This window comes from Pseudomonas sp. PH1b, assembly GCF_000633395.1.
Classification (GTDB): domain Bacteria; phylum Pseudomonadota; class Gammaproteobacteria; order Pseudomonadales; family Pseudomonadaceae; genus Aquipseudomonas.
The window spans coordinates 470,618-492,421 of sequence record NZ_AYMU01000004.1; the positions used below are offsets into that span (position 1 = coordinate 470,618).

16 protein-coding genes are annotated in these 21,804 nt (G+C 64.8%); 9 read left to right on the forward strand and 7 right to left on the reverse strand.

Going from position 1 to position 21,804, the window contains the following annotated elements; genetic code table 11:
• Positions 1-161 precede the first annotated feature (161 nt).
• Entirely contained in the window at positions 162-3,050 is a 2,889-nt protein-coding gene (locus U873_RS0108980; RefSeq protein WP_025127928.1) for a GLUG motif-containing protein, read from the forward strand.
• 323 nt (positions 3,051-3,373) lie between these two features.
• Here the strand turns inward: U873_RS0108980 and U873_RS0108985 are convergent, their stop codons facing one another.
• Positions 3,374-4,162, reverse strand: coding sequence for an IclR family transcriptional regulator (locus U873_RS0108985; RefSeq protein ID WP_025127929.1), 789 nt, complete (start codon positions 4,160-4,162; stop codon positions 3,374-3,376).
• Between the two features lie 175 nt (positions 4,163-4,337).
• A complete protein-coding gene (locus tag U873_RS0108990) occupies positions 4,338-4,769 on the reverse strand; it encodes a PaaI family thioesterase (RefSeq protein WP_025127930.1) in 432 nt (143 codons plus the stop codon).
• Positions 4,770-5,088: 319 nt separating this feature from the next.
• Between U873_RS0108990 and U873_RS0108995 the strand changes: the two genes are divergently transcribed.
• The 3 genes from U873_RS0108995 to U873_RS0109005 all read left to right on the forward strand — a co-directional run bounded on the left by U873_RS0108995 (position 5,089) and on the right by U873_RS0109005 (position 9,196).
• Positions 5,089-6,792: a long-chain fatty acid--CoA ligase gene (locus U873_RS0108995; RefSeq protein WP_025127931.1), complete on the forward strand. Its 1,704-nt coding sequence runs from the start codon at positions 5,089-5,091 to the stop codon at positions 6,790-6,792.
• Positions 6,793-6,879: 87 nt separating this feature from the next.
• Positions 6,880-8,196, forward strand: a complete 1,317-nt coding sequence (locus U873_RS0109000; protein WP_256244309.1) for an MFS transporter — start codon at positions 6,880-6,882, stop codon at positions 8,194-8,196.
• Between the two features lie 31 nt (positions 8,197-8,227).
• Positions 8,228-9,196 (forward strand): nitronate monooxygenase family protein, encoded by a 969-nt coding sequence (locus U873_RS0109005; RefSeq protein WP_025127933.1) that lies wholly within the window; start codon positions 8,228-8,230, stop codon positions 9,194-9,196.
• Between the two features lie 54 nt (positions 9,197-9,250).
• Here the strand turns inward: U873_RS0109005 and U873_RS0109010 are convergent, their stop codons facing one another.
• The 5 genes from U873_RS0109010 to U873_RS0109030 all read right to left on the reverse strand — a co-directional run bounded on the left by U873_RS0109010 (position 9,251) and on the right by U873_RS0109030 (position 16,425).
• Positions 9,251-10,504 (reverse strand): OprD family outer membrane porin, encoded by a 1,254-nt coding sequence (locus tag U873_RS0109010; protein ID WP_025127934.1) that lies wholly within the window; start codon positions 10,502-10,504, stop codon positions 9,251-9,253.
• A gap of 253 nt (positions 10,505-10,757) precedes the next feature.
• On the reverse strand, positions 10,758-11,900 hold the full coding sequence (locus U873_RS0109015) for an acyl-CoA dehydrogenase family protein (RefSeq protein WP_025127935.1): 1,143 nt from the start codon (positions 11,898-11,900) through the stop codon (positions 10,758-10,760).
• A gap of 10 nt (positions 11,901-11,910) precedes the next feature.
• Positions 11,911-13,095 (reverse strand): acyl-CoA dehydrogenase family protein, encoded by a 1,185-nt coding sequence (locus U873_RS0109020; RefSeq protein ID WP_025127936.1) that lies wholly within the window; start codon positions 13,093-13,095, stop codon positions 11,911-11,913.
• Positions 13,096-13,105: 10 nt separating this feature from the next.
• Entirely contained in the window at positions 13,106-14,287 is a 1,182-nt protein-coding gene (locus tag U873_RS0109025) for an acetyl-CoA C-acyltransferase (protein WP_025127937.1), read from the reverse strand.
• A gap of 17 nt (positions 14,288-14,304) precedes the next feature.
• Positions 14,305-16,425: a 3-hydroxyacyl-CoA dehydrogenase NAD-binding domain-containing protein gene (locus U873_RS0109030; protein WP_025127938.1), complete on the reverse strand. Its 2,121-nt coding sequence runs from the start codon at positions 16,423-16,425 to the stop codon at positions 14,305-14,307.
• Positions 16,426-16,733: 308 nt separating this feature from the next.
• Here U873_RS0109030 and U873_RS0109035 point away from each other — a divergent pair, with 308 nt between their 5' ends.
• The 5 genes from U873_RS0109035 (at position 16,734) to U873_RS0109055 (ending at position 21,717) form a co-directional block, all read left to right on the forward strand.
• Positions 16,734-17,456: a GntR family transcriptional regulator gene (locus U873_RS0109035; protein WP_025127939.1), complete on the forward strand. Its 723-nt coding sequence runs from the start codon at positions 16,734-16,736 to the stop codon at positions 17,454-17,456.
• Positions 17,453-18,241: an SDR family oxidoreductase gene (locus tag U873_RS0109040; RefSeq protein ID WP_025127940.1), complete on the forward strand. Its 789-nt coding sequence runs from the start codon at positions 17,453-17,455 to the stop codon at positions 18,239-18,241. Before U873_RS0109035 ends, U873_RS0109040 begins: the two co-directional genes overlap by 4 nt.
• Positions 18,242-18,339: 98 nt before the next feature.
• Entirely contained in the window at positions 18,340-19,272 is a 933-nt protein-coding gene (locus tag U873_RS0109045; RefSeq protein WP_025127941.1) for a 3-keto-5-aminohexanoate cleavage protein, read from the forward strand.
• 81 nt (positions 19,273-19,353) lie between these two features.
• Positions 19,354-20,688, forward strand: coding sequence for an MFS transporter (locus U873_RS0109050; RefSeq protein WP_025127942.1), 1,335 nt, complete (start codon positions 19,354-19,356; stop codon positions 20,686-20,688).
• Between the two features lie 99 nt (positions 20,689-20,787).
• A complete protein-coding gene (locus tag U873_RS0109055) occupies positions 20,788-21,717 on the forward strand; it encodes a LysR substrate-binding domain-containing protein (RefSeq protein ID WP_025127943.1) in 930 nt (309 codons plus the stop codon).
• Positions 21,718-21,804 lie beyond the last annotated feature (87 nt).

Sequence of the window (21,804 nt, forward strand, 5' to 3'; positions counted from 1 at the left end):
CTGATTCAGGGCTGCCATGCAGCTTGTCCTGAGCGGCCCGAGGTACATCGCTTGGGATTGTGCGAGCACTTAACCGCATTGCTGCCAGGGCGCTGTGCCCCAGCCGTGTTGTGCTGCTCTGCAAAGGTTTGCCGGGTATTGAGAATACGATAAGGAGCTTTATGAATAAGGTTTATGCGTTGGTCTGGAATCAGACACAGGGCTGTTGGAATGTGGCTCACGAAGGCGCGCGCCGGCGTCGGCGTTCGGGCTCGGGCAAAGGTCTGGTAGTGGCGGTCGCCAGTCTCCTGGCATTGGTCGGGATGCCTTTGGCGTTTGCCTTGCCCACCGGGGGGCAGGTGGTGTCCGGCAGTGCGGACATCCTTGCCCAGGGGCCGAACATGTCGATCAACCAGCATACGGACAAGCTGACCACGAACTGGAATGACTTCAGTGTTCAGGCCAATCAATCGGTGACCTTCAATCAGCCTTCCAGCACTTCGATTGCCTTGAACCGGGTGGTCGGTGTCAACGGCAGTAACATCCAGGGGCAGATCAATGCCAATGGCCAAGTGTTCCTGATCAACCCCAATGGCGTGGTGTTCGGCAATAAAGCTCAGGTCAATGTCGGTGGCCTGGTGGCTACGACCCGCGACATCAGCGATGCCGATTTCAAGGCCGGCCGCTACACGTTCTCCGGGACTGCGGCGACTGAAGTCGCCAACCTCGGTTCTATTACCGCGGCGGACGGTGGCAGTGTGGCTCTGCTGGGGGCGAAGGTTCGCAACGAAGGCACGATCAAGGCCCAGAACGGGCGCGTGGCTTTGGCTGCGGGCAACAGTTTCACCGTCAGCTTCGACAGCAACCAGTTGCTGGACTTGCACGTCGACAGCGCGGCGCTCAATGCACTGGTGAGTAACAGCGGCCTGCTCAAGGCCGACGGCGGCCAAGTGCTGATGACCGCCAAGAGCGCGGGTTCGATGCTGCAGACCGTGGTCAACAACCGGGGCACCATCGAAGCCAATACCTTGTCGCAAAAAGCCGGTCGGATCACCCTGGACGGTGGTGATGTGGGCGTGGTCAGTGTCGATGGTTCGTTGCAGGCCAGTGCGCTAGGCGGCGAGGGCGATGGCGGGGTGATCGAGACTCGGGGCGCCACCACCCGGGTACTGCTGCCGACCAAGGTCAACACTCAGTCCAGGGACGGCCGCACGGGCACCTGGAAGATCGCCAGCAACGAAGTCAAGGTGGGCTCCTTCTTCAACGCCAACAGCAACACCGTCCATGCCGACACCCTGGCGCGCAACCTGGCCACGACCAATATCGAACTGGCCAGTGGCAAGGGCGATGTAGCGGTGGAGAACGGGCTGCGCTGGTCCAGCGGTAACCGGTTGGCCCTCTCCTCGGCCAAGGACATCCGCCTGGATGACCGCCTGTCTGCCAGTGGCGCCAATGCCCGAATCGAACTCAATGCCCAGGGTGAGATCAAGCTCAACCGTCAACTGACGCTGAGCGGCAGCAACAGCAGCCTCGGGCTGAACCACGGTAGTGGGTTTGTCATGGGCCAGAATGGCGGCGTCACGCTGTCCGGCAACGGAGCGCGCTTCGACGCCAACGGCGAAGCTTACCGGGTCATTCAAGACACCACGCAGTTGCAGGCAATCGACCAGAACCTGGCCGGTCGCTACGTCCTCGGCAACTCCATCAACAGCAGCGCGCACCTGACCTCGATCGGTGGCCAGCAGGCCTTCAGTGGCATCTTCGATGGCCTGGGCAACACCCTCAGCGGTTTGACGATCAACAGCAACGGCACCGATGGCGGGCTGTTCGCCAGCTCGTCCGGGAGCATCGGCAACCTCAAGCTGGCTTCGTTGACCATCAACGGCGCCAAGCCCACCTCCGGTTCCAGTGCTGTCGGTGGCCTGGTCGGGCGCAACAGCGGGCGCATTGCCAACGTCAGCGCCAGCGATCTGCAGGTGAATGCCCAGAGCCGGCAGGACAACCAGGTCGGCGGGCTGGTGGGGATCAACTCCGGCGGTTCCATCGATAATGCGTCGATCACCGGTGTAGTGCTGGGCAATACCCTCACTTCGGCAGCCGGTGGCCTGGTGGGCCTGAACACGGGCTCGGTGAGCCGGAGCAGCGCCGATGTCGATGTCAGGGGCACCATGAACAGCCATGCTCTGGTGGGTATAGGCGGATTGGTGGGGATCAACCAGAGCGGCTCGATCGCTAACTCTGCAAGCTCGGGAACGCTTGGGTTTGGCAGCATTCATGACTACGCCTACCGCAACCTGGGTGGCCTGGTGGGCATCAACCAGAACGGCACCATAGTGGGCTCCAACGCCTCGGGCTTGGTGTTTGGCGGGGCTGGCAATAACGTAGGAGGGTTGGTGGGTCTCAACAACTCCAGCTTGATCACCGACTCGTCAGCCAGCGGATTGGTGATTGGGCTGGTGCTTGATACCGCTGGTGGTCTGGTGGGGCTCAACCAGAACAGCGTTCTGCGCAACGTCAAGGCCAGTGGTGAGAACTATGGACAAAAGAGCTTCAACGTCGGCGGCCTGGTCGGCAAGAACGTGAACAGTGAAATCAGCGGTGCCGAAGCCTCGGGCATGGTCGCTGCCGTGGATTCCACCCATGTTGGCGGGCTCATTGGGCACAACACTGGCGGTATCACCCAATACGCCGAGGCACGAGGCGATGTATACGGCGGCTCCAACAGCCATGTGGGCGGTCTGGTCGGCTACAACGCGGGTGATCTGCGCTCGGTCTCGGCCAGCGGACGCGTCCGGGGCGAGAGTACCAGCGCTGTTGGCGGTCTGGTTGGCACCCATGCCAGTGGTCTCATCGATACGGCATCGGCCAAAGGCAGCGTCTATGGAGGCTTGCGTAGCAAGGTGGGTGGCCTGGTAGGCGAAAACAAATCCCGGGTCGTCAACTCACTCACCAGCAGTCACGTAAGTGGTGGTAGCTATGCCGTCCTTGGTGGTTTGGCGGGGGTCGACCGGGGAGAGATACGTCAGTCTTCGTCCTTCGGCAACATCAAGAGCGTGGCCGGTAACAGATGAGGAGCCCCCGCTAGTACCGGGCATGTGCAGGTTTCAGGGGCGTCAGGCCAATCCCTGACGTCCCCGGGATCTGTAGCTGCAAGGCGGCTATCGGCCAACAGGCCCCGCGCTGCGGGCAAGCTCAAACCGTCAAGGAACAACGCCGCTTTCTCTGCACGAGAAAGCGGCGTTGCCGAAGCGTTTGGTCTGATCCGGGGCCGCTATGGGGCCTGTTCTCTTTTCTGACGGCTGGCGGCAGTCAGCCGTTGCTGCATGGCATTTTTTTTGGTGTGTGTGAACCTCTCCCGGGCCTGATGTCCCGGGAGTCAAGGGCGCAGGCCGCCTCAGACGCCGAGGCTTTCCAGGTCCCGGGCCAGCATCACCAACTGGTGGGCCAGGGAGCTTTCGAGTTTTTCGCTGGACAGCTGGAAGCTCGGGGCGCCGCAGGTCAGGGCCATGATGCTGCCATCAGCCAGGTGCAGCGGCACCCCAGCGCCGTTGACGTTGCGGTCCCACTCCCCCAGGGACAGGCAGAAGCCAAGGGACTCGTACTCGCGGAAGGAGTCTTCCAGGGACTTTTCCAGGGCTGGCCATTCATCGCCGATTTTCTTCGCCACTTCCCCGAGCAAATGGTCGCGCTCAAGTTTTGGTGTGGCAGCCAGGTAGGCGCGCCCCGCGGCGCTAGTGGCCAGGGGCAGGCGAACTCCGGGCTCCATGCGCAGGCTGGCCACTTCGGGCGGGCGGCTGCTGTCTACGTGAATCATCGACAGGCGATCGCGGCAGGTCAGGCTGACGGTGGTGTTGGTGCGGCGCGCGAACTCGTCCATCAAGGGTTTGCCAAGCTGGCGAACCCGCAGGCTGGCGGAGTAGGCGTAACCCAGGGCCAGCACCGCCGAGTCCAGCTGGTACTTCTCCAGGTCCTGGTTGTACTTGAGGTAACCCAGCTGCGTCAGGGTGTAGGTCAGGCGCGACACCGTGGGCTTGGGCAAGCCGGTGATCCGCGCGATGTCCTGGTTGCCGCGTACCGCATGGCCATGGGTAAAGGCCCGCAGCACTTCCAGGCCGCGGGCCAGGGCTTCGACGAACTTGCGGTCTTTGGGCGCTTGTTCCGGGCTGTCGTTCGGGTCGTGCATGGGGGCTTCCGGTAAGGGCTGGTGCCGGTCGCAATGCCAGTTGACCACACAGCGAGTTCTTGGACACAAAGAAAAAATGTTATCCCGGAACGGCCTGAATTGAAATCAAAGGTTCCCCTACGAAATTGAATTTCACCCACTGTGCCCTGGGCCGCACCTGCCCGAGAGGCGGCCTTCAGCGGTTGTCGAGGCGCAGGCGACCGCGCTTGAACACCCCTTCGGCGCTGGCCAGCAGGCGATCGTCGGCGTCCAGCAGGTCACAGCTGGCCATGAAGATCTTCGCCCCGCCGCCACGCAGGCGCGCCACTGCGCGGACCTCGCTTCCCGGGGGGATCGCCGCCATGTAGTTGATGTTCAGCGACAGGGTCAGGGCCAGCCGCCATTGCTGCGGATCGGCATGCCAGGTGCCGCTCATGCCCATCGCGGTGTCCGCCAATGAGGCGATGACCCCGCCATGCAGATTGCCGGCCTGATTGAGGTGGTGCTGCTCAACGGTGACTGCGATAACGGTTTGCGCCTGCCGGTATTCCCGCAGGCTCAAGCCGAGATGGACCGCAAAACCGCTGAACAGACCTTGCAGGATCGGTGCATCAGGCACAGCACTCATAGGCGATGACTCTTGTGTCAGGCCCTGGTCGGTGTCGGGGTGAACGTAGGGGCCGTTACCAGGGCGCAGTGATTTTTCTGATTGTGTTTCGCAGGGGGTGTTCGACGTTGAAATGCAGGATGTCAGCGAATAATCTACCGGTCAATGCGGAATCTTATTTCGCAAAGCGAAATATAAGGATTGAAAAAAACATGGCCCATGGGGCAGGATCGACCCGGGGCCGATACCCGCTGGCGCAAGGTCTGGTCATTGGCGCAGGTGTCGAGTGCGCTTGTTCGCGGTTGTCCCCTTGATCAATCCAGGCCTCGAAGGAGTCTGCATGTCCACTACTCGCACTCAGCGTCCCCATCATCGCGTCTGGCCCAAGCGCTTGCCCCATGCCCTGACGGTGCCGGCCACCTCGTTGTGGTTCAACCTGGAGGTGGCGGCCCAGCGTTACCCGGACAAGGTGGCCTATCGGTTTTTCGGGCGGGCCCTGAGCTTCGCCGCCCTGCGGGCCGAGGCCCTGGCCCTGGCCGGCTGGTTGCAGAAGGTCGGCGTTGGGCCGGGGGATCGGGTGGCGCTGTACTTGCAGAACTGCCCGCAATTCATCGTTGCCTGCTATGCCATCCTGCGGGCCAACGCGGTGCTGGTGCCCGTCAACCCGATGAACAAGGTCGAGGAACTGGCCTATCAGCTTGGCGACGCCCAGGCGCAGGTGTTGATCTGCGCCGCGGACCTGGCGTCGACCGCCCAGGCCGCGAGTGCCGAGCTTGGTCCCGAAGGGTTGCTGCGCACGGTACTGGTGGCCCGCTACAGCGATGCCATGCCGGCGCCGGCAGAGATGGACCCGCAAGAAGCCTCCAGCGTCGAGATCGATGCCTGGCTGCGCAGCGAGCCGCCGCTGCCCGAGGGCTACTGGTGCTGGCGGGAGGCACTCGGGCAAGCCCTGAGCCCCGGCGAGCACTGCGCCCAGGCCGACGACCTGGCCCTGCTGCAATACACCTCGGGCACCACCGGCCATCCCAAGGGCTGCATGCACAGCCACCGCAGCCTGATGAGCAACGCCGTCAGCGGCAGCTGGACCCAGTCCACCGTCGAGTCGGTGGGCCTAGGGGTGGTGCCGTTCTTCCATGTCACTGGCCTGGTGTGCTTTGTCCTGCGAGCGGTGTTCGACGCCACCAGCACGGTGATCATGCCGCGCTGGGACCGGGAACTGGCCGGGCGCCTGATTTCCCGCTATCGGGTGACCCACTGGACCTGCATCCCGACCATGGTCATTGATCTGTTCGGCAGCCCCAATTACCAGGACTTCGAACTCTCGAGCCTGGTGCACATCAACGGCGGTGGCGCGGCGATGCCCCAGGCGGTAGCGGAGCGCCTGCGCCAGGAGTTCGGCCTGACCTTCCTCGAAGGCTACGGGCTGACGGAAACCGCCGCCGCCAGCCATGGCAACCCTCCCGAACGGGCCAAGCTGCAATGCCTGGGCATGCCCTTCTTCGGGGTCGATTCACGGGTGGTCGATCCCCACACCCTGGAGGAACTGGAGCCTGGCCAGGTGGGTGAAATCATTACCTTTGGGCCGATGCTGTTCAAAGGTTACTGGCGCAATCCCGAGGCGACGGCCGCGGCCTTCGTCGAGTTCGAGGGCAAGCGCTTCTTGCGTACCGGCGACCTCGGCCACATGGACCAGGAGGGCTACTTTTTTCTCACCGATCGCCTCAAGCGGATGATCAACAGCAGCGGTTTCAAGGTCTGGCCGGCCGAGGTCGAGGCGTTGCTGTTCAAGCATCCGGCGGTGCATGAGGCCTGTGTCATCGCGGTCCGGGACGGTTATCGCGGGGAATCGGTAAAAGCCCTGGTGGTGCTGCGCAGCGAGGCCGTGGGCCAGGTCCGCGCCGAAGACATCATCGACTGGTCGAAGCAGCACATGGCGGCCTACAAGGTGCCGCGGCTGCTGGAGTTCGTTGACAGCCTGCCCAAGTCCGGCTCAGGCAAAGTCATGTGGCGCGTGCTGCAGGACCGCGAGGCGAGCAATCACTGAATTTCGATTCCACTGACGCTGCACCCACCGACTCCGCCGGAGACGACAATGACTAGAAAAATAATAACGGTCCCAGATCCACATGCCTTGCACGATCCCGCCCAGGCACTCGACGCGCTCTACGCGAAGATACGCTGGCGCCTGCTGCCGCTGCTGATGACCTGCTACATGATCGCCTTTCTCGATCGGGTCAACATCGGCTATGCGCAACTGCAGATGAAACAGACCCTGCCTTTTGGCGATGCCGTGTATGGCCTGGGTGCCGGTATCTTCTTCATCGGCTACTTCCTCTTCGAGGTGCCGAGCAACCTCATGCTCAAGCGCAGCGGTGTGCGCAAGACCTTGCTGCGCATCATGTTCTGCTGGGGCGTGGTGGCCGCGGCGATGATGTTCGTCACCACACCGTTGCAGTTCTACATCCTGCGTTTCCTGCTGGGGGCCTTTGAGGCCGGGTTCTTTCCGGGGGTGATCCTGTACTTCACCTACTGGTTCCCGGCGCCGCGCCGGGGGCAGGTGATCGCCCTCTTCATGACCGCTGCGGCCGTCGCCGGGCTCATCGCCGGGCCGGTCTCTGGCAGCATTCTCAAGTACCTCAACGGCGTGGCCGGCTACCACGGCTGGCAGTGGATGTTCGTGCTCCAGGGCCTGCCGGCCAGCGTGCTCGGGGTGATGGCCTTCTTCTACCTGCCGGACTCCCCGGAGCAAGCCAAGTGGCTCAGCCCGCGCGACAAGCAGTTGCTGGACGCCGACATGGCCCAGGACCTGAAAAACGCCCGGGACAAATCCCAGGGCAGCCTGGGGCAGATGTTTCGCGACCCCAAGATCTACCTGCTGTCCATGGCCTATTTCATGTTCCTCGGGGCCACCTACATGCTGGTGTTCTGGATGCCGAGCCTGATCCAGGGCTGGGGCACCAAGGACCTGTTGCAGGTGGGGCTGATCACGGCGGTGCCCAACATCATCGGCATTGTCGGCATGGTGCTGATCGGCCTGCACTCCGATAAGCGCCGGGAGCGCCGCTGGCATTTCGTCGGTTGCATGGCCGTCGCGGCGTTCGGCCTGGCGATCATCACCCAGTTGAACGGCCATCTGCTGCTGTCAGTGGCCGCGCTGTGTGTGGCTTATGTGGGGATCAAGGCCGGAACGCCACTGTTCTTCGCCCTGGTCAGCGAATACCTGTCGGTAGCGGCCACCGCCGGCGGCATCGCCTTCATCAGCAGCCTGGGCAACCTCGGCCCGGCGGTGACGCCCTGGCTCAACGGGGTGATCAACAGCCACACCGGCGGGCATGTGTCCAGCATGTACCTGGGGATCGCGATGTACCTGCTGGCCGGGGTGCTGGTGCTGATCACCGCTCGTACCGCCAGAGCCGCCAAGCCCTTGGCGATCATGGCCCAGTCATGAAGTCCATTCGCCCTTGCACAGGAGCCAGGCCATGAGCTTGCCCGAGATACTTTCCCAGCGCCTGCGGTTGCCGGTGATGGCCGCGCCGCTGTTCATCATTTCCACCCCCGAACTGGTGATCGCCCAGTGCAAGGCCGGGATCATCGGCTCGTTTCCGGCGTTGAATGCCCGGCCGGCCGAGCGCTTGTCGGCATGGATCGAACAGATCACCCAGGCCCTGGCCGAGCACGACCGGCTGCACCCTGAGCGGCCCGCGGCGCCCTTTGCGGTGAACCAGATCGTCCATCGTTCCAATGACCGGCTCGAGCACGACATGGCCGTCTGTGTGCAGCACCAGGTGCCGATCATCATCACGTCCCTGGGCGCGCGACCGGAGATCAACCAGGCGGTGCACAGCTACGGCGGTATCGTCCTGCATGACGTGATCAACAACGGTTTTGCGCGCAAGGCCATCGACAAGGGCGCCGACGGCCTGATCGCTGTGGCGGCCGGTGCCGGAGGGCATGCGGGCAGCCAGTCGCCCTTTGCCCTGGTGCAGGAGATCCGCCAGTGGTTCGCCGGGCCGCTGCTGCTGTCCGGGGCCATCGCTTCGGGGCGGGCGATCCTCGCCGCCCAGGCCCTGGGGGCTGATCTTGCGTACATCGGCTCGGCCTTCATCGCCACCGAGGAAGCCAATGCGGTGCAGGGCTACAAGCAGATGATCTGCCAGTCGGGGGCCCAGGACATCGTCTACACCAACCTGATTACCGGGGTGCACGGCAACTACCTGAAAGCTTCCTTGGTGGCGGCCGGGCTGGACCCGGAGCGCCTGCCGGAAAGCGACCCGTCACAGATGAACTTCGGCTCGGACCGCCAACGGCCCAAGGCCTGGAAGGAGATCTGGGGCTGTGGCCAGGGAGTTGGCGTGCTGGAGGGCGTAGCGCCCGCCGAGGCGTTGGTGGCCCGGCTCGAGCGCGAATACCGAGAGGCCTGCCAGGGGCTTCGCGCTACCTTGGGCTGAGGCGGCTGAGTGGTGCCGAAGCTGCCGGCCATTGCCGGCAGCCGGGTTTTGGGGTTACCAGAGCTTGACGCTGTAATCGACGATCAAGCGGTTTTCATCCACGTTGGCACTGTAGTTGGCGCGGTACATCACGTTGCGCCAACGCAGGCTGAGGTCCTTGAACGGGCCGTTCTGGATCACATAGGCCAGGTCGGTATCGAGTTCACGCTCCCGGGCGTGCTGCTGGCCGATCCTGAATTCATTGCTGCGCACATAACGGCTCATCAGGCTCAGGCCGGGCAGGCCGGCGGCTGCGAAATCATAGCGGTAGCGCAGTTGCCAGGAGTCTTCCCCAGCGTTGACGAAGCTCTTGTAGGTCGAGGTATTGAACCCATAGGGGTCGGTGCCGCTGATGAATGGCATGCCGCTGCGCCCGCTCTGGTCCTGATAGATGAAGCTCAGGGCATGGCCCCGATAGGTCAGGGTTTGCATGACCCCCAGGTTACGGTTGTCGACCTCGGCCTGGCCCAGGCCGGCGCTGTGGAAGTAGCGCACTTCGGACTTCAGCGAGAGGTTCCTGGCCAGCGGCACATGGTGGGTCAGGTTGCCGTAGTGCTGGCGGTAGTTGTCCTGCAGTTCGGCATAGAAGTAGCTGGCCTTGAGCGCATCGCTGAAGGCGTAGCCGGCACCGCCGTAGCTGAAGCGGTCGCTGTCGACCCGGCCAGCGACCTGCCGGCCGTTTCTGGCCAGGGCGGACATCTGCAGGTCTTCCTGGTCGGTCGAGTTGCGCTGGCGCACGCTGGCGAAGCGGCCCAGGGTCAGGGACAGGTCCTGGAGATCATTGGACACCCACTGCGTGCCGTTGAAGGTCTGCGGCAGTAGGCGGGTGTCGTTGCGAAAGGCCACCGGCAGCAAGGGTTCGTGGCTGCCGAGGCTCAAGACACTCTTGGCGACCCGGGCCTTGGCGGTCACCCCGAACGCCCCGTACCGGTCGGCCACATCGCCGCTGCGGTCTGCCAGCAACGCTCCGGTATGGGCCGTGCCGCCACCGGAGTCGAGCTTGATGCCCAGCAGGCCGAGCCCGTCGACCCCGAGGCCGAGCGTGCCATCGGTGAACCCCGACTGGTAGCGCAGGATGAAGCCCTGGGCCCATTCCTCGGCCTTGTTCTGTGGCGGGCGATCGCCATGGAAGTCGCGGTTCATGTAGAAGTTGCGCGCGCCCAGGGTCAGCTGGCTGTCTTCGATGAACTGTGCCTGGCACACCAGTGGCAGCACGCAGCCGCCCACCAGAGTGGAAAAGGGCAGGGAAGGGATGGATATGGATTGCATGGTGTTCACCTGTCTTGTTGTTTTTATAGTGATGTGCGGCTATGCCGGGGTTGAGCCGGCCCTGTGAAACCTAGGGGACGACTGCTATCGACCCCGCCAGGGGACGGGGTCGATGAGCAGGCAAGGTGGCAATGGCTTGCCGGGGAAAGGGAAGGTCAGTGCCGTGTGCCGGCGTTGGCTGCGCCCAAGGCAAGGACGGCGGCGACACCTCGGGCCCTGGCGACGGGGGCCTGTCGTCGCCGGCGTTTGGCGTTCACAGCGCCTGTTCTTGGCCGAGGGCGATATAGCGCTGCAGGTGGTGGTCCTCATCGCCCAACTGGTGGTCGATCATCACCAGGCGCTTGGCGTAATGGGCCAGGGGCAGCTCCCAGGTCATGCCGATACCGCCATGCAGCTGGATGCACTCCTCGGCCACCAGGGTGCCGATGCGGCCGATGCTGACCTTGGCCGCCGACAGTGCCCGTTCGCGGGTCAGCCGGTCGGCATCCAGGGCCGCGGCGGCGTTGATCACTGCCGAGCGTGCCTGTTCGATTTCCAGCAGCAATACCGCCATGCGATGCTGCAGCGCCTGGAAACTGCCGATCGGCCGGCCGAACTGCTGGCGGGTACGCAAGTAGTCCAGGGTCGCCAGCTTGGCCGCCTCCATCGCCCCCAGTGCCTCGGCACACAGCGCCAGCAAGCCCTGGCCGATGCAGTGCTCAAGGAGGGCGTGGCCCTGGTGCAAGGTGCCGAGCAAGGCCTGCTTCGGCAGGTTGAGGTTGTTCAGCCGCACTTGTGCGACGGGGCCGCCATCGTGGGTCGGAACCTGGTGGATCTCCAGCCCCTGGGCGTCGCCGGGCACCAGGAACAGCGAGATGCCCTCGCGCTCATCGACGGCTCCCGCCGTGCGCGCGGCGACCACCAGCAACCCGGCCTGGGCGCCGTGCAAGACCAGGCTCTTGATGCCGTTCAGGCGCCAGCCGGTGCCGTGCGCCTCGGCGCGACAGGCGATCCGCTGGGTTTCATAGTGGCTGTCGGGTTCCTCGTGGGCCAGAGCGGCAATCAGGCTGCCGTCGATGATGCTCGCCAGGTGGCCTTTGTGTTCCTCGGTGCCGCCCAGGGCTATGGCACCGCCAGCCAGCACGGCGCTGCCCAGCAGCGGCTCCACCAGCAGCCCGCGGCCCAGGGCCTCGAAGACCAGGGCCAGGTCGAAACCGCCACCACCAAAGCCGCCATCGGCCTCGCTGAAGAGGGCGCCGATTACCCCCAGGTCTGCCAGCTGCTGCCAGATCTCGGGGTTGTAGCCCAGGTCCGTGGCCAGGCTTTGCAGGCGTTTGTCGAGGTTGTACTGCTGTGCGATAAAGCGGTTCAAGCTGTCGGCGAGCATGCGCCGTTCTGCGCTGTGTTCGAAGTTCATGTGCGCGCCCTCAGAGCCCGAGAATCATTTTCGAGATGATGTTTTTCTGGATTTCATTGGAGCCGCCGAAGATCGACAGCTTGCGGTTGTTGAAGTACTGCGCCGTCGCGTTGCTGGCGAAGCCATGGCCCTGGTCCAGGGGCCGGTCGTCCTCGTCGATCACCAGCCGGGCTGCCGGCCCCATGGCCCGGCGCAGCAGCGAGGTCAGTTCCTGGCGGATCTCGGTGCCGCAGATCTTCAGCATCGAGCTTTCCGCCCCCGGGGCGCCGCCGCCGGCGACCGCGGCGATCACCCGCAGGTTGGTGGTCTTCATGTTCTCCAGGTCGATCTCGACCCGGGCCAAGCGGGCGGCGAAGGATGGATCCTCCAACAGGGGCCGACCGTTGCGGGTCCGTTGCGCGGCCAGGCGCTTGAGGCGCTGCAGCGCCGCCATGGACAAGCCGACCCCGGCGATGTTGGTGCGTTCGTAGGTCAGCAGGTACTTGGCGCAGGTCCAGCCCTTGTGCTCGTCGCCAACCCGGTTGGCCACCGGTACTCGCACGTCGGTGAAGAACACTTCGTTGATTTCATGATCCCCTTCCAGGGTGATGATCGGCCGCACCTCGACCCCGGGACTGTTCATGTCGATCAGCAGGAAGCTGATGCCCTCCTGGGGCTTGGCTTCGCGGTCGGTGCGCACCAGGCAGAAAATCATGTTGGCGTGCTGGCCGAGGGTGGTCCAGGTCTTCTGGCCGTTGACCACATAGTGATCGCCGTCGAGCACGGCGGTGGTCTTCACGGCCGCCAGGTCCGAGCCGGCACCGGGCTCCGAGTAGCCCTGGCACCACCAGTGGCGGCCATCGAGGATGCGTGGCAGCCAATAGTCCTGCTGTTGCACGGTGCCGTACTTGATCAGCACCGGCCCCAGCATGTTGACCCCGAAGGGCACGATGCGCGGCGCGTTGGCCAGGCCGCATTCGAGTTCGAAGATGAACTTTTCCACCGGGCTCCAGCCCGGCCCGCCAAAGGCCACGGGCCAGTGGTTGGCCAGCCAGCCACGGGCGTTGAGGATCGCGTGCCATTGCGCCATGTCGTCCTTGGACAGGTGCGCGCCATTGGCGACCTTGTCCCGCAGGTGCGTCGGCAACTGTTCGGCGAGAAAGCCTTGCACCTCGTTGCGGAAGGCTTCTTCCTGTTCAGTGAAATTCAGGTCCATGTCGCTTTCCTCAATAGATTTCGAACAGCGCGGCGGCGCCCATGCCGCCGGCGATGCACATGCTGACCACGGCGTACTTGACCCCGCGGCGGCGGCCTTCGAGCAGCACATGGCCGGCCAGGCGGGCCCCGGTCATGCCAAAAGGGTGGCCCAGGGCAATGGCCCCGCCGTTGACGTTCAGGCATTCGTCGGCGATGCCCAGGCGTTGCTGGCAATAGAGGGCTTGCGAGGCGAAGGCTTCGTTGAGCTCCCACAGGCCGATGTCATCGACCGTGAGGCCATGCCGGGCCAGTAGCCTGGGCACTGCGAACACCGGACCGATGCCCATTTCGTCGGGTTCGCAGCCGGCAACGGCCATGCCGCGAAACACCCCCAAAGGCTGAAGGTTGGCGCGGGAGGCTTCCCGCGCCTCCATCAGCACGCAGGCCGAGGCGCCATCGGACAGCTGCGAGGCGTTGCCGGCGCTGATGAATCGGTCCGGGCCCAGCACCGGTTCGAGTTTGGCCAGCGCCTCGTAGGTACTGCCACGGCGGTTGCAGGTGTCGGCAGCGACCGTGACCGGCTGCTGGCTGATGGCGCCGCTGTGTTTGTCGGTCACGGCCATGGTGGTGGTGCAGGGAATGATTTCCGCCTGATAGTGGCCGGCCAGTTGCGCGGCCTCGGTCTTGCGCTGGCTTTCCAGCGAGAAACGGTCCTGGGCCTCGCGGCTGATGCCGTAGCGGGCGGCGACGATGTCCGCGGTCTCGATCATCGGCAGGAACAGCTCCGGCTTGTGCTGCAGCAGCCAGGGGTCGAGGTCCGGGTCGTCGGTGCCACGGCCACGGATCTGGGAAATGCTTTCCAGGCCGCCGGCAATGATCGCCGGAACACCCTCGACCACGATGCGTCCCGCCGCCATGGCGATGGCTTGCAAGCCCGAGGCGCAGAAGCGGTTGACCGTGGTGCCGGCGATGCTGACGGGCAAGCCGGCGCGGATCACTGCCTGGCGGGCGATGTTGCGCCCGGTGGTGCCTTCGCCGTAGCCGCACCCGAGGATCGCGTCCTCGATCAGCCCGGGATCGATGCCGGCCCGCTCGACCGCGGCGCGCACGGCGAAGGCGGCAAGGGTCGGGCCGGGGGTGATGTTGAACTCGCCACGGTGGGCCTTGGTCAGGGGCGTGCGGGCAGTGGAGACGATAACGGCTTCGCGCATGGATCGATTTCCTGTGTTCAGTGGGCGTGGTTGAGGCTGTCGAAGTTCGCTTCGCGCTCCACCAGCGCCACCAGCAAGGGTGAGGGTTTCCAGAATTGCGGGTCGTCCTCGGCGAACTCGCGGATATCCGCCAGGACCTGGGGCAGGCCGTACTGGTCGGCATACTTGAGCGGGCCGCCGCGATAGCGCGGGAAGCCGTAGCCATGGATAAGCGCGATGTCCAGATCCAGGGGCCGCAGGGCAATGCCTTCGTGCACCACGTTGGCGGCTTCGTTGATCATCGCGGCCATGTAGCGGCGGATGATTTGTGCGTCGCTGAAGGTGCGCGGGGTGATACCGGCGCGCTGGCGCTCGGCGTCGATGATCGCCAGCACCTCCGGGTCCTCGCTGGCGCTGCGCGGGCCCTGGGGATAGAGGTAGTAGCCGCGGCCGGTTTTCTGCCCGAACCAGCCGCGCTCGCAGAGCCGGTCGGCAACCTGTACATAGCGTGCCTTGGGGTCGCGGGTCGCGGCCTTGCGCTTGCGGGTCGCCCAGCCGATGTCGCCGCCGGCCAGGTCGGCCACCTGGAAGGGCCCCATGGGAAAGCCGAAGTCACGCAGGGCCTGGTCGATCTGATAGGGCGAGGCGCCGTCTTCGAGCATGGCGTCCACCGCCTGGCGATAGACCGCGAGGATCCGGTTGCCGATAAAACCGTCGCAGACCCCGGCGCGCACCGGCACCTTGTGCAGTTTTTTTGCCAGTTCGAAGGCCGTGGCCACGACCTGCGCGGCGACCTTGGCCGGGACCACGATCTCCAGCAGCTTCATGATGTTGGCGGGGGAGAAGAAGTGCAGGCCGATGACGTCGGCGGGGCGCGAGATGCTCTGGGCAATGACGTTGATATCCAGGTAGGAGGTGTTGCTGGCCAGCACCGCGCCGGCCTTGCACACCCGGTCCAGCTCCTTGAACACCGCCTGCTTGGCGGCCATGTCCTCGAAGACCGCCTCGATCACCAGGTCGGCCTGGGCCAGTGCCCGGTAGTCGATGCTGGCACTGAAGCGGGCCAGGGTGGCAGCCTTATCCGCCGCGCTCAGGCGACCCTTGTCGATCAACCCGTCATAGACCTTCTCGACGTTGCCACGGCCACGGGCCAGGGCGGCCTGGTCGCGCTCGATCATGGTCACCTGCAGGCCGGCGTCGAGGGCAGCCACGGCGATGCCGGCGCCCATGGTGCCGCCACCGACCACGCCGATCTGTTCAAGGGCGCGAGGTGCTGCGGCGCGGGTTTCCGGAGCCTTGAGCACCTCGCGCTCGGCGAAGAAGGCATGCACCAGGCCGGCCCGCTGCGGGCTGTCGAGGCATTCCAGGAACAACCGGCGTTCTTCTTTCAGGCCGTCCTCGAACGGCCGGTCGAGGGTGGCCTCGACGGCCTGGATGATGTGGTGCGGAGACAGCAAGCCGCGGGACTTCTTGCCGGCCTGCTCGCGGGCGGCCGCAATGGCGGCCCGCTGGGGGGCCAGGTCGCTCAGGGCCAGGGCATCCCGGGTGCGCCTGGCACCGGCCTGGCTCGCCAACAATTGGCCCAGGTAGGCCAGGCCTTCGGCCTGGGCATCGTCGCTGTCGCCCAGGCGGTCCACCAGGCCCAGCTCCAGGGCTTGCTCGGCACTCAGGTGGCGGCCGCTGAGCATCAGCTCCAGGGCCGCCTTGGCACCGATCAGGCGTGGCAGGCGTTGGGTGCCACCGGCGCCCGGCAGCAGGCCAAGCTGGACCTCCGGCAGGCCAAGCCGTGCACCGCGTACGGCCAGCCGATAGTGCGCGGCGAGGGCGACTTCCAGGCCGCCGCCCAACGCCACGCCATGGATCGCCGCAACCACGGGCTTGGCGCAAGCCTCGATGCGCTTGACCAGCTCCGGCAGTGCCGGAGGCTGGGGCGGCTTGCCGAACTCGCGGATATCGGCGCCGCCACAAAAGTGCCGGCCGGCACCCAGTATCAGGATGCCTTCGACCGCCGGGTTGTCGGCCGCGCTATCGAGGGCGGCCAGCAGCCCGCGCCGGACCTCGACCCCGAGGGCGTTGACCGGTGGGTTATCGAGGGTCAGCACCAGGATGGATTCGTGCAACGTGGATTCGACGGTGGGCAGGGGGGTGTCGCAACTCATTGCAGAAGTCTCCGGGTGAAGGGCAGTGAGAGGCTGGCGGGCGCGGTGTGCTTTCAAAGTGATGAACAGCGCGGCAAGCCATTAATGATGTGTCCTGTTTCGCTCTATGAGTCAGCGTGTGCAAATTATCCTGTCACCAATAAATAATGTGGTCAATACGGAATATGGTTTCGCACAGCGGAACATGTAGATGTTTTTTCTCTTTGAATCATGCCGTCGCCAATCCAGTGGTCCGACACCTGGGGTTTGACATATTTGATTTGTGATCACATATTGCGAGCGCAAGAACCACAACACAGGTACATCCCATGTCCGAAGGTCCTACCCGTCTGCCCTCATTGCGCCAGGTTGCTCGCGATACCTTGCAGGATCAGGTCTATCGCCAGATCCGCGAAGCCTTGATGAGCGGGCGCTTTCAGCCCGGTCAGAAGCTGACCATCCGCGGCCTGGCCGAAGCCCTGGGCTCGAGTCCGATGCCGGTACGCGAAGCGCTGCAGCGCCTCAGTGCGGAAAACGCCTTTGAAGTCACCGAAACCTCGCGCCTGCGGGTGCGCATGATGACGGTGGAGCGCCTGCGGGAAATCCGCGATGCGCGGGTGGCCCTGGAAGGGTTGCTGGCGGAAAAGGCCGTGCAGCTCCTGCAAATGGACGACATGCAGGCCATTGCCGACCTCTGCCGGCAGATGCAGAAGGCGGCCGATGAAGTGGATGTGTCCCGCTACCTCTGGACCAACTTCGCCTTTCACCGGCGCATCTATGCCGTGGCCCAGGCCGAGCTGACCATGGCCGCGGTGGAGAACTTCTGGTTGCACATGGGCCCCTGCTTCGCCCTGGTGGCGCCGGACAAGGCCCACCTGCAACGCTCCATGCAGGCCCACGATCGAATTGTCGAGGCGCTGCGTGCCGGTGACGGGCCAGGGGCGCGGGCGGCGGTCACCGACGACATCATGCAGGCGGCGGATTCTCTCGGGCGCTTGCTGGCCAAGAGTGCCGGCGCATCGGCTGTCGCGGCCAAAGGAGGTCGGGCATGAGCGTCCTGCAGCGGTTGCAACCCTACCCGGGCTTGCGGGTGATGATTTCCGGTGGTGCCGCGGGCATCGGTGAAGTACTGGCCGCGGCCTACCTCGAAGCTGGCGCCCAGGTGCATGTGTGCGATGTCAGCGAGACGGCCCTGGCGGCATTTCGTCAGCGCTATCCTGCGGCGCTGGCGACCCGCACCGATGTCGCCGACCCGGCGCAGATCCAGGCGCTGTTCAGTCTCCAGCTGGAGCATTTCGGCGGCCTCGATGTACTGGTCAACAACGCCGGGATCGCCGGCCCCACCGCGGGCATCGATGAGGTCAGCGACCAGGACTGGCAGCGCACCATCGATATCAACCTGACCGCGCAATACCGCTTCGCCCACCACGCGGTGCCCCTGCTCAAGGGCTCGGACAAGGCCCACCTGCTGCACATCGCCTCGGTGGCCGGGCGCCTGGGCTACGCCTGGCGCACGCCCTATGCCGCCACCAAGTGGGCGATCGTCGGGCTGATGAAATCCCTGGCGGCGGAGCTGGGGGCCAGTGATATCCGGGTCAATGCGCTGTTGCCGGGGATTGTCGAGGGGCCGCGCATGGACGCGGTGATCCAGGCCCGGGCCCAGCAGACCGGGGTAGCAGTGGCCGAGATGCGCGAACAGTACCTGGAGAAGATTTCCCTCAAGCGCATGGTCAGCGCCGAAGACGTGGCGGCCATGGCGCTGTTCCTCTGTTCGCCGGCGGCGCGCAACGTCACCGGCCAGGCGATCAGCGTCGACGGCAACGTCGAATACCTCTAGCCGCGCAAGCAGCCCGCGCCGCTGCAGCCTTCAGCGGTGCATGCCATCAGCCACACCCTGGGATTTTTTTCATCAAGAATAAAAGTCGGAGTACCGTCATGCCTGGAAAAACACCTGTCATCATCACCTGCGCCGTGACCGGGGCGATCCACACCCCTTCCATGTCGCCCCATCTGCCGATCACCGCCGGGGAGATCGCCGCCGAGGCGATTGCTGCCGCCGAGGCCGGCGCGGCGATCGTGCACCTGCATGCGCGGGACCCGGAAGACGGCCGGCCGAGCCAGGACCCAGAGCTGTTCCGGCGTTTCCTGCCGCAGATCAAGGCCGCCAGTGACGTGGTGATCAACCTCACCACCGGCGGTGCGCCGACCATGGGCGTCGAGGAGCGCCTGCAACCGGTGCTGGAGTTCAAGCCGGAACTGGCGTCGCTGAACATGGGCTCGATGAATTTCGGGCTGTACGAAATGCTCAACCGCTTCACCGAGTTCAAGCATGACTGGGAGCGCCCGTACCTGGAGGACAGCGACGATCGGATCTTCCGTAATACCTTCCGCGATATCGCCCATATCCTCAGCGCCTGTGCCGAAAATCGCACTCGTTTCGAGATCGAGTGCTACGACATCGGCCACCTGTATACCGCGGCGCATTTCCGTGAGCGCGGCCTGCTCAAGGCACCGCTGTTCATCCAGTCGGTGTTCGGCCTGCGGGGCGGTATCGGTGGGCACCCGGAAGACCTGGCGCACATGCGCCGCACTGCCGACCGCCTGTTTGGCGATGACTATCAGTGGTCGATTCTCGGGGCCGGACGCAATCAGATTCCCCTGGCGACCATGGGCCTGGCCATGGGCAGCCATGCCCGGGTCGGCCTGGAAGACTCGCTGTGGGATGGCCCCGGCAAGCTGGCGGCGAGCAACGCCGATCAGGTGCGCCGCATCCGCACGGTGATCGAGGCCCTGGGCGGCCGGGTGGCGACCCCGGATGAGGCCCGGGCCCTGCTCGGGCTCAAGGGGCGTGACCAGGTCGGTTTCTGACCCTCAGCCCGCTTCATGTCAGCGGTCCCGGCTCCTGGCCCGCTGACCATCCCGCATAACAATTACAAAGGGATATGCCCCATGAACACTGCAAGCACCACCGCGCCCCGGGATCAGCACCAGTTGACCCGCCTGATGTTCCTCAAGCTCATGCCGTTGTTGATCGCGGCCTATGTCCTGAGTTTTCTCGACCGCACCAACATTGCCCTGGCCAAGCACCAGCTGGATGTCGACCTGGGTATTTCCGCCGCGGCCTACGGACTGGGCGCCGGGTTGTTCATTCTCACTTATGCGCTGTCCGAGGTGCCGAGCAACCTGATCATGCACAAGGTCGGCGCGCGCTTCTGGATTGCCCGGATCATGGTCACCTGGGGGCTGATCTCCGCCGCCATGGCCTTTGTCCAGGGCGAGACCTCGTTCTACGTGCTGCGCCTGCTGCTGGGCATCGCCGAAGCCGGGCTGTTCCCCGGGGTCATGCTGTACCTGACTTACTGGTTCGACCAGCAACAGCGGGCCCGGGCCACGGGCTACTTTTTACTCGGGGTGTGCCTGGCCAACATCATCGGTGGCCCACTGGGCGCGGCACTGATGAAAATGGATGGGCTCTTGGGCTGGCACGGCTGGCAGTGGATGTTTTTGCTCGAAGGGCTGCCGGCGGTGTTTTTCGCCTGGGTGGTCTGGCGGCGCCTGCCGGATCGTCCCAGCCACGCACCCTGGCTCACTGCCGAGGAAGCCCAGGCCATCGAACAACGCCTGGCCCGTGAGGCCGACGAGGGGGCGGGGCAGGCTGGGCACTCGTTCAGGCAATGCTTCACGCCACAGATCCTGCTGGCGATCTTCGTCTACTTCTGTCACCAGATAACCCTCTACACGGTGATCTTTTTCCTCCCCAGCATCATCAGCAAGTACGGCGCCCTGAGCCTCATGAGTGTCGGCCTGCTGACCTCGCTGCCGTGGCTCGCCGCGGCCCTGGGGGCAATCAGCCTGCCGCGCCTGGCCACCGACCCACAGCGCGCCCGGCGCTTGCTGGTCAGTGGTTTGCTGGTGATGGCGGCGGGGCTGCTGATCGCCGCGTTTTCCGGGCCGGTCCTCAGCCTGCTGGGCTTCTGCGTGGCGGCGCTGATGTTCTTCGTGGTGCAGTCGATCATCTTCCTGTACCCGGCGTCGCGGCTCAAAGGTGCGGCCCTGGCCGGCGGCCTGGGTTTCGTCAACTCCTGCGGGCTGCTGGGCGGGTTTGTCGGTCCCTCGGTGATGGGAGTGATCGAGATGAGCACGGGCGATGCCATGAACGGCCTTAAGGTGATTGCCCTGGTGTTGCTGATCGCTGCCGTGGCGGCCTTGCGTCTGCGCCAGGGCCAGGAAGACCGGCGCCCCGTGGCGGCGACGGCGAAGGGCTCCCTGAGCAAGTCCTGCTGAGTCGCCTGTGAGCGCTGGCGTCCGGTCGCAGATCTTGCCTGGACGCCAACCCCCGGCCCTTTCTACACTGAGCACCGTCTGGGGAATGGGGCATCGCCGATGAATCGCAATGAACTGCGCAAGGCCGACATCAATCTGATGGTGGTGTTCGAGGCGCTGATGCTTGAGCGCAACGTCACCCGGGTGGCGGAAAAACTGTTTCTCGGCCAGCCCACCATCAGCTCGGCCCTCAATCGCCTGCGGGCGATGTTCAATGATCCGCTATTCATCCGCGTTGGCCATCGCATGGAGCCCACGGCCCGTGCCGAGCAGATCATCCAGCACCTGTCGCCGGCCCTGGATGCGCTGTCCTCGGCCCTGAGCCTGACCCACGATTTCGACCCCGCCAGCAGCACCATGACTTTTCGCATCGGTCTTTCCGACGATGTCGAGTTCGGCCTGCTGCCGCCCTTGCTGCGGGCCTTGCGTCAGGAGGCACCGCAGGTGGTGGTCGTGGTCCAGCACGTGGATTACTGGCGGATTCCCGACCTGCTGGCCTCCGGCGACATCACCGTCGGCATCAGCCAGCCCCGTGGCCTGCCGGCCAATGCCAAGCGCAAGCTGCTGCGCCATATCCAGCCCAGCGTGCTGCGGGCCGATGCCAGCGACACGCCGCTGACCCTGGACGAGTATTGCCAGCGCCCCCATGTGCTGGTGTCCCATACCGCCAACGTGTCCGGTTTTGCCGATGAGTGGCTGGCGGAGATCGGCCGCACCCGCCAGGTGGTGCTCTCGGTGCCGCAGTACAGCTCGTTGCCGGCCTTGCTCGCCGGTACCAAGCTGATTGCCAGCCTGCCCGATTATGCCGCGGCGGCCATGGCGGCCTCGGGGCAGTTGTACTGCGAGCCGTTCCCGTTCAAGACCCCGACCCTGGATCTGTCCATGGTCTGGCTCAGCCATGTCGACACCGACCCTGCCGAGCGCTGGCTGCGTTCGCGCCTGGAGGCTTTCATGAGCGAACGGGCTCCCCTGGCAGTGGCCGGCTCCTGATAGGCCCCGGCGGCTTGGCGTTGTTCCCGGCTGGCTGCTTTGCTGGGTGAGTCCCCTGTTCAAACCTCAGATCTGCGGAGAGTGTCC